Raw genomic sequence first — 11,491 nt, 5'->3', positions numbered from 1 at the left:
AGTAAGCGGCGGCGCATCCTGCGGACATCGGTCCGAACGCATATCTAAGGTGAAAGTCACATGGCTTACGTAAACGACATCAACAGTGCCGCAACGGCCTCCTCCGCATCTTTTGGCGGTCTGTTCAAAGCACTCGGGGAACGCTTCGCCCGTTACCGCGTTTACCGTGAAACGATGCTGGAGCTTTCCAGCCTGAGCGACCGCGACCTGCGCGATCTGGGCATGTCCCGCGCGTCCATCAACGCTGTGGCCCACGAGGCCGCATACGGCAAATAAGAATTCTCATCACGGCCTCCTCCTCCTCCCTGAGGCCCTGATACCTGCGGCGGCGCCTCTCCTCCTCCCTGGCGCTGCCGCACCAGATACCGGAATTCGGGGTCCCTCTCCTCCTCCCTGGGGCCTTGAAGACCAGAGCGACGATGCTTCCTCCTCCCTTGCATCGTCGCACCAATACGGGGCCTCGCCCCAGAGATGCGATCTCTCTTCCTCCTCCCTGAGGGATCGTGACTGAAGGCGGCGGTGTCTTCCTCCTCCCTGACACCGCCGCATTTCTTTACAGATACGGACCCACTCCTCCTCCCTCGTGGTCCGATGCAAGAGCACCCGCGTCCTCTCCTCCTCCCTGGACGCGGGTGTTTTTTTGTTCAGGCATGAGACATCGCGCCGGAGCTGCGGCGTTTTGGACGGAGGTCTTTCACAGAGGTCAGAGGGGAAGGCTGAGCTGGCACTCAGGCTGGATACTCAGGTTGGATACTCAGGCCGCAAGCTCAAGAATGCGTTCAAAGGCCGGAAGGCCGCGCAGCCCGGGCGCACCGGGATATTTCATCGCATCGAGATGATAAGGCTGTTGGCCTTGCCGCCCTCGCTTCATGAGCATGGCGGGTTTGCGCTCCGGCAGTCCGGCCAGACGGTGCAGCAAAGCCTGTCCCTCACGCGGCGTCAGGAAGGGCCGCGCGGGGTGTTGCGCTTTCTGCCCTGCAAAGAGATCCAAAAAGCTTTCAATCGACCCGGCGGCACTCCCGCCCGGCGCATAGCTCTCGACCACGCCCAAAACATCGCGCGCCACCTGCCCCAGATAGAGGCTTTCACAGGCGACACCATGGCAAGAGACCAACCCGTGATCTTCGAGCAAGAGATGCACATAGGTGATCTCATCGCGCGGCCGCACCCGGACGTTTTTCCCATCGACAAAGGACACCGCCGGGACCAAAAGTTGACGCCCCGCCGGATGCATTTCCCCCTCCGGTAAGTCCAGCAAGATGCGGTGTTGTTGGCTCAACACCACGGGTTCCGGATTGTCAAAACTGCCTGGAGCAAAGATCACCGGCGCATGCCGGCCCCATCCGCGCACCTGCCGCGATGCCATCCAGCGGATCGGCTGCACCCCGTGATCGAGGGTTACCACCGGATCGCCGGGCCTCAGATCGCCAATGGCGTGCGGGCCCGAGGGGGTTTCAATCGGCATAGAGGCCTCGAAACACACGGCCTGATAGGTGGTCGCGGCGGATTGGTCAGTGTTGTAAAATCCCGGCGGCTGCCCGCCGCTGAAATTGTCCCAATACCAGGCTTCGAGGTCGAACTCTGGGGTCCAGACGACCTGCACCAATTCGCCATTGCTGTCGTAGCCCTCGAAGACCACCGCATAGCCAGAATCACCGTTGATATCGATATAATCGGAGCGTACCACCGTGGCGTTTTCAATCGTATCGCCGCCCTGACCCGCGAAGGTCAGCGTATAGGTGTCGCCCGGCGAAAAGATATAGGGGCTGTCGTCTCCGGGCTGAGATTCGATGATCAGAGTATGTGTCGAGGTCGGCGGGTAGTCGAATTGCGACGTCCCCGGCCCCGAATTCACATTCGAGCCGGTCGAGGCCGCGAACTGACTGTCGATAGCTTCGATTCTCAGGGCCATGGGGACATATACTCAGGGTTTCAAACGTGCCTGAGCCTAGCCAAAACTCCTTAACCGCCCGTAAAGCCTGACAAACCTGCGTCAGAATGGCACGTCGCCCGCTTGGTCGGCGGGCATCACGAACCCTGCCTTGAGCTTTTTCGTCCCCGAATGATCGAATTCCACCGTGAGGTTTTCGCCTTCGATTTCCATCACTTCGCCATAGCCGAATTTCTTGTGGAACACCCGATCGCCCAACGTAAAGGACGCACTGGCTTTCAGATCGAGCGTGACAGGGGCGCGCGGCGTGCCCGCCCTTTGGGTGCGTTCCTGCATCCGTTTCCAGCCCGGCGAATTGTAGACATCGGCTTTGGACGCGCGTTCATTAAAGCGGGTAGCGGAACTCTGTGCATAGTCATCAAGCGCACGATCACGCCCCGCGCCCATGCCGCCGCCCATGCCCCCCTGCGCCCCGTAAAGGCCGTTGGGTGTCAGGATATCGACATGCTCGGGCGGCAGCTCATCAATGAACCGCGAGGCGAGCTGTGATTGCCATTGGCCATAAACGCGACGGTTGGCAGCAAAGGAAATCGTGCAAAGCTCCTCGGCGCGGGTGATGCCGACATAGGCCAGACGGCGCTCTTCCTCGAGACCCTTGGTGCCGTTTTCATCCATCGAACGCTGTGACGGGAACAGCCCCTCTTCCCAGCCGGGCAGGAAGACCACCGGGAACTCAAGCCCCTTGGCGCCGTGCAGCGTCATGATCGTGACCTTCTCACCGTCTTCGCCGCTGTCATTGTCCATGATCAGCGCAACGTGTTCGAGGAAACCGGCGAGATTGTCGAATTGCTCCAGTGCCTTGACGAGTTCCTTAAGGTTCTCGAGCCGCCCCGGCGCCTCAGGCGTCTTGTCGTTCTGCCACATGGTGGTGTAGCCGCTCTCGTCGAGGATTTTCTCCGCCAATTCGATATGGCCGATCTCGGCGGGGTCATAGGCGACGTCTTCGACCAGCGCGTCTTCGTCCTCGACCCCATAACGAATCTGCTGGACGTTGAGCGACGACCACCGTTCAATGTCCGCCACAAGTTGCGCGACACCCGACTTGGCCTTGCCCTTCAAAAGCCCCTCTTCCACGGCAATTCCCGCCGCTTCCAAAAGCGGCACGCCATGGCGGCGCGCGCACATCTGAATCTCTTGCAGCGCCTTGTCGCCCACCCCGCGTTTCGGCGTGTTGATGATCCGCTCGAAGGCCAGATCGTCTTCCGGCTGGGTGACGATGCGGAAATAGGCCATGGCATCGCGGATCTCCATCCGCTCGTAAAACCGCGGGCCCCCGATCACGCGATACGGCAGCCCGATGGAGAGGAACCGATCCTCGAAGGCGCGCATTTGATGCGAGGCGCGGACCAGAATGGCCATGTCATCGAGGGAATATTTGCGAAGACGCGACCGCGTGCCGCCATGCAGCGCTTCGATCTCTTCGCCGACCCAACGCGCCTCTTCCTCGCCATCCCAATGGCCGATGAGACGCACCAATTCGCCCTCGGTTTCAGAGGTCCAAAGCTCCTTGCCGAGACGATCCCGGTTGCCCGCAATCACCGACGAGGCGGCGGCGAGGATGTGGGGCGTGGAGCGGTAATTCTGCTCAAGGCGCACGACTTTGGCGCCGGGGAAATCCTTTTCGAACCGCAGGATGTTGCCCACTTCAGCGCCGCGCCAGCCGTAGATCGACTGGTCGTCATCGCCGACGCAACAGATGTTCTTATGCCCGCCCGCAAGCAGCCTGAGCCAGAGATATTGCGCGACGTTCGTGTCCTGATACTCGTCCACGAGGATGTATTTGAACCAGCGCTGATACTGCTCCAAGAGGTCCGGGTGTTTCTGGAAAATCACCACCATATGCAGCAGGAGATCGCCGAAATCGACGGCGTTCAGCGTCGTCAGACGCTCTTGATATTGTGCATAAAGCTTGACGCCCATGCCATTGAATTCACTGCCTTCTCCACCGGACACGGCAGAGGGCGTGAGGGCGCGGTTTTTCCAATTGTCGATCATGCCGGAGAGCTGGCGCGCGGGCCAGCGCTTCTCGTCGATGCCCGCCGCTGAGATCAGCTGTTTGAGCAATCGGATCGAGTCATCCGTGTCCAGAATGGTGAAGTTCGACTTGAGCCCGACAAGCTCGGCGTGGCGGCGCAACAGCTTGACGCAGACCGAGTGAAACGTGCCGAGCCAGGGCATGCCCTCAAGCTCCATCCCCATCAGCCCGGCCACACGGCTCTTCATCTCGCGCGCAGCCTTGTTGGTGAAGGTCACGGCAAGGATTTCGCGCGGCTGCGCACGACCAGTATTCAAGAGATGCGCAATCCGCGCGGTCAGCGCCTTGGTTTTGCCCGTCCCCGCCCCTGCGAGCATCAGGACGGGACCGTCGAGGGTCTCCACCGCCTCGCGCTGCGCGTCGTTCAGCGTGTCGAGATAAGACGTGTCGGGCGCGCCAAAGGCGGCCTCGCGCGCGCCTTGCATCGCGAGTTGGGAGAGGGAGGGACGTTGTGGCTGCACCGCCGCCTCGAAGGCGTCGTCTTCATTGAAACTGCTCATGGGGGCAGGATACAGAAGAGCCGCGCCGAGGAAAAGTGCGTTCTTCTATTGTTCTCACACGCATTGCGCAGAAAAATGCCAGATCAAGGTTTCTCAGAAGGCTCAGAGACGGCCTCAACCAACCCCGACACATAGCGCGCGAAGAGCCGCGAGAAGTCGGAGATGTCGTCCCCCGACCACCCCGCGAAGACCTGCGCCATGATGCGCCATTTCGATAGGGTGAATTCGCCCAAAAGGGTCTTCGATTTCGGCGTCATGACCAGAACGGATTTGCGCGCGTCTTCCTGAACCGCTTGTCGGGCCAGATAGCCGCGCGAAACCAGTTCGGAGACGATGCGCGAGGCGCGCGACGGATCGACAGCCATGACTTCGGCCACCATGCCGATGGTCGGCGGCTCCGGACGGTCGCGCCCGAGACCGGCGGTGATCTGCGCGACGGACAAAAGCCCCTGCAACAGCGCGGGCTCCAGCGCCTCGGACATACCCGCGATCACCTTGCCCTTGAATTCGCCCTTTTCCGCCATGCGCCGCCATTGAAACAGCGACAGGTCGAGATCGAGAAGCGCCATGACGGCGGGATCGGAAAACCCTTCCTCGCTCAAAAACTCTGGCACACCGGCGTGCACGCGCGGATCAGCCGGGCGTTTTGCCGGGGCATCGTCAGGATGGGGCATCATATCTGGAGCGTGATCTTGGGTCATGGCGATGAGGTCGCATGAATGTGTGCCAATGTCAATTATGTGACAGTAACATTTATGTGCTATTGACACATATATGAATTTAGCGCTATCTGTCCTCCAAAACGCCCAGCCCGAGGCGCGCCCGACGTACCGGAGTACGGACGGGCAAAAAGGAGTTCTTATGACACAAACGCACACATCCCCCCGGCCCGATGAGGCCACATCCGAACGCCCCAAAGAGCATACCTCCGTCGGGCTGGTGATCGGCTCCGTCGCCGTCCTCATGTTGTTGGCCGCGCTCGATCAGACCATCGTCTCCACGGCACTGCCGACCATCGTCGCCGATCTCGGCGGGTTGGAGCACCTCTCTTGGGTGGTCACCGCCTATATCCTCGCCTCCACCGTGGTCGCGCCGCTTTATGGTAAGCTCGGCGACCTTTACGGACGCCGCAATGTGGTGATCTTTTCGGTGACGCTGTTCCTGACCGGCTCCGTTCTCTGTGGTCTGGCGAATTCCATGGGCTTTCTCATCGCGGCCCGTGCGCTTCAGGGGCTTGGTGGTGGCGGCCTCTTCGTTCTGGCGCTCTCCATCATCGGCGACGTGATCCCGCCCAAGGAACGCGGCCGCATCCAAGGCGTCTTCGCGGGCGTCTTCGGCGTCTCTTCTGTCGCCGGGCCTCTGTTAGGTGGCTGGTTCGTCGACACCCTGTCCTGGCACTGGATTTTCTACATCAACCTCCCCTTCGGCGCGCTGGCACTGGCTGGCTTTGTCTTTGGCTTCAAACCCTTGGGCAACCGCGTGCAGCACAAAATCGACTATGCGGGCGCCGTGGCGCTCACGCTGTCGCTCTCCTCCATCGTGCTTTTGACCGCTTTGGGCGGCAAGGAATTCGGCCTCACCTCCCCCATCGGCCTGTCGCTCATGGCGCTGTTTCTCATCTCAACCCTTGGCTTCATTGCAATCGAGCAAAAGGCGTCGGAGCCAATCCTGCCGATCGGCCTGTTCAAGATGAATGTCTTCTCCATCACCTCGGCGATCTCTTTCGTCTCCGGGGCGCTGATGTTCGGGGCGCTGACCTTTATCCCGGTATTCTTGCAAATGGCAAAGGGCGCGAGCGCCACGCAATCCGGCCTGCAACTCATCCCGATGACCTTCGGCATCCTCACCGCCTCGACCATATCCGGCCAATATATGAGCCGCACCGGGCGCTATCGCCTCTTGCCGGTGATCGGGCTGAGCATCGCCACGGTGGCGCTTGTCTCGCTCACACGGCTGTCGCCGGAGATGCACTCCTGGTCGCTCTGGCTGTCACTGGTGGGGCTTGGCCTGGGCATGGGCTGTATTTTCCCGGTTGTGACCACCGCCGTGCAAAACGCCGTGCCGCGTGAACAGATCGGCACCGCCACGGCGGCAGGGTTGATGTTCCGTCAGGTCGGCGGCTCCATCGCCGTCGCGCTCTTTGGTGCGCTTTTTGCCAGCCGCATGGCGACCATGATGGCCGAAGCCAATGTCGACGCCTCGGTGGATGGCCCGGCGGGGGGCTTGGCCAATGTCGCCGAACTTGGGCCTCAGATGCTGGCGCAACTTCCGGAGGCCACGCGCGATCTGATCGGGCAGACGATTTCCGTCGCCCTGCACCCGATCTACTGGATCGCCGCAGGCCTTGCGCTGGTCGGGTTGATCATGGCGGTGTTCTTGCGCGAAATCCCGCTTCGGTCGCGGGAAAGCTGACGCCCTGCCCCTCTGATTCCAGCGAAATCGCTTTGCAAAGGTCCGGCTTTCACAGATCGGGCCTTTGCTAATCCCCCATATTTTTCTGCAAAAATTGCAAACCCGGCCATTTCCCGCCCCTAGCACATCAAAAATCGCGGCCAGGCGTCGCAAATCTTCTGCCACGCTCCTGTCCGGCAGGGTAAGGGGATTTACTGCAGTGCAGAAATCACTAACCTGCTAGGAAAAACAGCAAGAGGGGAAGCTTGCCATGGCTGATTTCAAAAAAGTGCTCATCGCGAACCGGGGCGAAATTGCGATCCGCGTGATGCGTGCCGCCAACGAAATGGGGAAACGCACCGTCGCGATCTATGCCGAAGAGGACAAGCTTTCGCTGCACCGCTTCAAGGCGGATGAAGCCTATAAGATCGGCGAGGGCATGGGGCCGGTGGCGGCCTATCTGTCGATCCCCGAGATCATCCGCGTCGCCAAGGAATGTGGCGCCGATGCGATCCACCCGGGCTATGGTCTCTTGTCCGAGAACCCCGATTTCGTTGACGCCTGCACGGCGGCGGGCATCACCTTTATCGGCCCGAAAGCCAAGACCATGCGCCAGCTGGGCGACAAGGCCTCCGCGCGCAAAGTGGCGATTGAGGCCGACGTGCCGGTGATCCCGGCCACTGAGGTCTTGGGCGACGATTTTGACGCGATCCGCAAGGAAGCCACCGAAATCGGTTTCCCGCTGATGCTCAAGGCGTCTTGGGGCGGCGGCGGGCGCGGGATGCGTCCGATCAACAACGTCGAAGAGCTCGAAGAAAAGGTCAAAGAGGGCCGCCGCGAAGCCGAAGCCGCGTTCGGCAATGGCGAGGGCTACCTCGAGAAGATGATCATCAAGGCGCGTCACGTCGAGGTGCAAATCCTCGGTGACCAGCATGGCAACATCTACCACCTCTACGAGCGTGACTGTTCCGTCCAGCGCCGCAACCAGAAGGTCGTGGAACGCGCCCCTGCCCCCTTCCTCTCGCCTGCGCAGCGCGAAGAGCTGTGTCATCTGGGCAAACGCATCTGTGAGCATGTGAATTACGAATGCGCCGGGACCGTCGAATTCCTGATGGATATGGAAAGCGGCAAGTTCTACTTCATCGAGGTGAACCCCCGCGTGCAGGTGGAGCACACCGTCACCGAGGAAGTCACCGGCATCGACATCGTCCGCGCACAGATCCTGATCGCCGAGGGCAAGAGCCTCATGGAAGCCACCGGGGTGGCCAGCCAATATGATGTGAAACTCGACGGCCACGCGCTTCAGACCCGCGTGACGACCGAGGACCCGACCAACAATTTCATTCCCGACTATGGCCGCATCACCACCTATCGTTCGGCCACCGGCATGGGCATCCGTCTCGATGGTGGCACCGCCTATTCGGGCGCGGTGATCACGCGCTACTATGACAGCTTGCTGACGAAAGTGACCGCTTGGGCCCGCACGCCCGAGGCCGCGATTGCACGGATGGACCGGGCGCTGCGCGAATTCCGCATCCGCGGCGTTCAAACCAACATCGCCTTTGTCGAAAACCTGCTGAAACACCCGACCTTCCTGTCGAATGAATACACCACGAAGTTCATCGACACGACGCCGGAGCTGTTCGATTTCAAACCGCGCCGCGACCGTGCGACGAAAATCCTGACCTATTTGGCCGACATCACGGTGAACGGCCACCCGGAGACAATCGGACGCGCGAAACCCGCCGCAGATGCGCGCAAACCTGTGGTGCCGAAGCTCAAGGTGGAAACCGCACCCGCTGGCACGCGTCAGTTGCTTGAGAACGAAGGCGCGCAGGCGGTGGCCGATTGGATGCTGGCACAGAAACAGCTTTTGATCACCGACACCACGATGCGCGACGGTCACCAGTCCCTGCTCGCGACGCGCATGCGGTCCATCGACATGATCAACGCGGCGCCGGCCTATGCCGCGAACCTGTCGAGCCTCTTCTCAGTGGAATGCTGGGGTGGCGCGACCTTTGACGTGGCTTACCGTTTCTTGCAGGAATGCCCGTGGCAACGTCTGCGCGACATTCGTGAGCGCATGCCCAACATCATGACGCAGATGCTTCTGCGCGCCTCGAACGGCGTTGGCTACACCAACTACCCGGACAATGTGGTGCAGGAATTCGTGCGCCAGGCCGCCGAGACCGGCGTCGATGTGTTCCGTGTCTTCGACAGCCTCAACTGGGTCGAGAACATGCGCGTCGCGATGGATGCGGTGATTGAAAGCGGCAAGGTCTGCGAAGGCACGATCTGTTACACTGGGGATTTGTTCGATCCGGCACGTTCGAAATACGATCTGAAATATTACGTCAAAATGGGTCAGGACCTGAAAGCCGCAGGCGCGCATGTGCTGGGGCTCAAGGACATGGCGGGTCTGTTGAAACCGGCGCAGGCGCGGCAACTCGTGAAGGCGCTGAAGGAAGAGGTCGGCCTGCCGATCCATTTCCACACCCATGACACCTCGGGCGCAGCTGCCGCCACGATCCTCGCCGCCGCTGACGCGGGCGTGGATGCGGTGGATGCGGCGATGGATGCCTTCTCTGGCGGTACGTCGCAGGCCTGTCTGGGCTCCATCGTTGAGGCCACGCGGTTCACCGAGCGCGACACGGGTCTCGACATCGAGGCGATCCGCGAAATGTCGAACTACTGGGAAGCCGTGCGCGGCCAGTACAAGGCGTTTGAGAGCGGCCTCGCGGCCCCTGCCTCCGAGGTCTACCTGCACGAGATGCCGGGCGGTCAGTTCACCAACCTCAAAGCGCAGGCCCGCTCCTTGGGCTTGGAGGAGCGTTGGCATGAGGTGGCGCAGTCATACGCGGACGTGAACATGATGTTCGGCGACATCGTCAAAGTGACGCCGTCGTCGAAAGTGGTCGGCGACATGGCTCTGATGATGGTCTCCCAAGGCCTCACCCGCGATCAGGTCGAGGACCCGAAACATGACGTGGCCTTCCCGGACTCTGTCGTGGACATGATGCGCGGCAACCTCGGTCAACCGCCGGGTGGTTTCCCCGACAAGATCATCAAAAAGGTGCTGGGCAAGGAAAAACCCAACACCGAACGCCCCGGCAAACACCTGCCGCCGGCGGATTTTGCGGCGCTGCGTGCGGAGCTGGCGGCGAAATTCCCCGATGAGGAGTTCGATGACGAGGATTTCAACGGCTACCTGATGTATCCGAAGGTCTTCACCGATTACGTCACCCGCCACGAGCAATACGGGCCGGTGCGCACACTTCCGACGCGGAACTTCTTCTACGGCATGGAAACCGGCGAAGAAATCTCTGCCTCGATTGATCCGGGCGTGACGCTTGAGATCCGCTGTCAGGCGGTGTCGGAGCCTAATGAAATGGGCGAGGTCAAAGTCTTCTTCGAGCTGAACGGTCAGCCGCGCACTGTGCGCGTCAAAGACCGCTCCGCCGCCTCTTCGGTGGTCGCCAACGCAAAGGCGGAACTTGGCAACCCGAAACACGTCGGCGCGCCGATGCCGGGTGTGGTCGCGACCGTCGCAGTCGTGGCCGGGCAGTCGGTGAAGAAAGGCGATGTGCTTTTGACCATCGAGGCGATGAAAATGGAAACCTCGATCACCGCCGATCAGGACGGCACGGTCAAAGCCGCGCATGTCAGCCCGGGCGCTCAGATCGACGCCAAGGATTTGCTGGTCGAATTCGAATAAAAGCAAAGGCGCCCCTTGCGGGCGCCTTTCCATTTAAGGCGACGGCCTCTGTGCTGTCCGGCACAGCGTGCCCCTATCAGACAGCCTAGTCCTCCTGATCAGCGCAAGCATCACACCGATGCCCGTCACGGATCAAGGAAGGCCCCCCATGCATTTCAAACATTACGCGCTCGGCGCGCTGGTCGCGGCGGGTTTGGTTTCGACTCACACTGCAATCGCAGAACCCATGGCGCAGACCAGAGAGAGCGCCGAAAACATGGCGGCGCCTCTCGCTGTCGACTGGTCCGGTTTCTACCTTGGCGCGACGGCGGGCTATGTGGCTGGCACCTCGACCTACTGCTCGATGAACTTTGTCGATTCATGCGATGGCAACGCCTCCAACATCCCCCTGCCAGAGCCCCAGCCCGAAGGCGGGGTCTTCGGCCTCACCGGCGGCTATGCCTGGCAAAGCGGTCACCTCGTCTATGGCTTCGAGGCAGATATCTCTCAGGCTTATGCAGATGGCAGCGCGGAGGATACGGCCTATTTCGGCTGCGGCTCAAATGATTGCCAGACTGACATCCTTGCCATGGCCACATTGCGCGGACGTGTGGGCTACGCGCACGACAAATGGTTGCCCTATGCCACCGCAGGCGTCGGTGCGATGCAGGTCGAGGTGGGTCTGCCCAACATTGACCCCGCCTCTCGCAGCAAGGACATCATTGTCAGCCCGGTGATCGGTCTGGGCGTAGAGTATATGGCGACTGAGAATATCTCGCTGAAATTCGAGGTGCTTCACATTTTCACAAACGATGATCTCGTCGAGGTCGGCAATGGCCTGTGTAGCTCCGCCTGCGGCGCGACGGACATTGAGGCAAACCTTCTGCGGTTCGGCGTGAACTATCACTTCTGAGCCGCCA

The 11,491-nt window shown here is 60.9% G+C and carries 7 protein-coding genes; 4 read left to right on the top strand and 3 right to left on the bottom strand.

Annotated elements, in window-relative coordinates; all coding sequences use genetic code 11:
* Positions 1–60 precede the first annotated feature (60 nt).
* Positions 61–276 carry a DUF1127 domain-containing protein gene (locus LC094_RS02450; RefSeq protein ID WP_226549954.1) on the top strand — a complete coding sequence of 72 codons (216 nt, stop codon included), beginning with the start codon at positions 61–63 and terminating at the stop codon, positions 274–276.
* A gap of 478 nt (positions 277–754) precedes the next feature.
* Here the strand turns inward: LC094_RS02450 and LC094_RS02445 are convergent, their stop codons facing one another.
* From LC094_RS02445 to LC094_RS02435, 3 genes are all read right to left on the bottom strand, one after another.
* On the bottom strand, positions 755–1,912 hold the full coding sequence (locus LC094_RS02445) for a Hint domain-containing protein (protein ID WP_226549951.1): 1,158 nt from the start codon (positions 1,910–1,912) through the stop codon (positions 755–757).
* Positions 1,913–1,993: 81 nt separating this feature from the next.
* Positions 1,994–4,486 (bottom strand): ATP-dependent helicase, encoded by a 2,493-nt coding sequence (locus LC094_RS02440; RefSeq protein WP_226549949.1) that lies wholly within the window; start codon positions 4,484–4,486, stop codon positions 1,994–1,996.
* A gap of 83 nt (positions 4,487–4,569) precedes the next feature.
* Positions 4,570–5,163: a MarR family winged helix-turn-helix transcriptional regulator gene (locus LC094_RS02435; protein ID WP_226549947.1), complete on the bottom strand. Its 594-nt coding sequence runs from the start codon at positions 5,161–5,163 to the stop codon at positions 4,570–4,572.
* Between the two features lie 184 nt (positions 5,164–5,347).
* Between LC094_RS02435 and LC094_RS02430 the strand changes: the two genes are divergently transcribed.
* The 3 genes from LC094_RS02430 to LC094_RS02420 all read left to right on the top strand — a co-directional run bounded on the left by LC094_RS02430 (position 5,348) and on the right by LC094_RS02420 (position 11,484).
* A complete protein-coding gene (locus LC094_RS02430) occupies positions 5,348–6,898 on the top strand; it encodes an MDR family MFS transporter (protein ID WP_226549945.1) in 1,551 nt (516 codons plus the stop codon).
* Between the two features lie 250 nt (positions 6,899–7,148).
* Positions 7,149–10,592: a pyruvate carboxylase gene (locus tag LC094_RS02425; protein WP_226549943.1), complete on the top strand. Its 3,444-nt coding sequence runs from the start codon at positions 7,149–7,151 to the stop codon at positions 10,590–10,592.
* Between the two features lie 148 nt (positions 10,593–10,740).
* A complete protein-coding gene (locus tag LC094_RS02420; protein ID WP_226549941.1) occupies positions 10,741–11,484 on the top strand; it encodes an outer membrane protein in 744 nt (247 codons plus the stop codon).
* The last annotated feature ends 7 nt before the right edge of the window (positions 11,485–11,491 follow it).

Source organism: Celeribacter naphthalenivorans (assembly GCF_020524585.1).
In the GTDB taxonomy this organism is placed as follows: domain Bacteria; phylum Pseudomonadota; class Alphaproteobacteria; order Rhodobacterales; family Rhodobacteraceae; genus Celeribacter; species Celeribacter naphthalenivorans.
This window is presented reverse-complemented; position numbering and strand designations above follow the sequence as displayed.

Bases quoted from the DNA above. Each gene is read 5' to 3' on its own strand.
- LC094_RS02445 (WP_226549951.1), bottom strand. From the start codon at position 1,912: ATGGCCCTGAGAATCGAAGCTATCGACAGTCAGTTCGCGGCCTCGACC.
- LC094_RS02430 (WP_226549945.1), top strand. From the start codon at position 5,348: ATGACACAAACGCACACATCCCCCCGGCCCGATGAGGCCACATCCGAA.
- LC094_RS02435 (WP_226549947.1), bottom strand. From the start codon at position 5,163: ATGATGCCCCATCCTGACGATGCCCCGGCAAAACGCCCGGCTGATCCG.
- LC094_RS02450 (WP_226549954.1), top strand. From the start codon at position 61: ATGGCTTACGTAAACGACATCAACAGTGCCGCAACGGCCTCCTCCGCA.
- LC094_RS02420 (WP_226549941.1), top strand. From the start codon at position 10,741: ATGCATTTCAAACATTACGCGCTCGGCGCGCTGGTCGCGGCGGGTTTG.
- LC094_RS02440 (WP_226549949.1), bottom strand. From the start codon at position 4,486: ATGAGCAGTTTCAATGAAGACGACGCCTTCGAGGCGGCGGTGCAGCCA.
- LC094_RS02425 (WP_226549943.1), top strand. From the start codon at position 7,149: ATGGCTGATTTCAAAAAAGTGCTCATCGCGAACCGGGGCGAAATTGCG.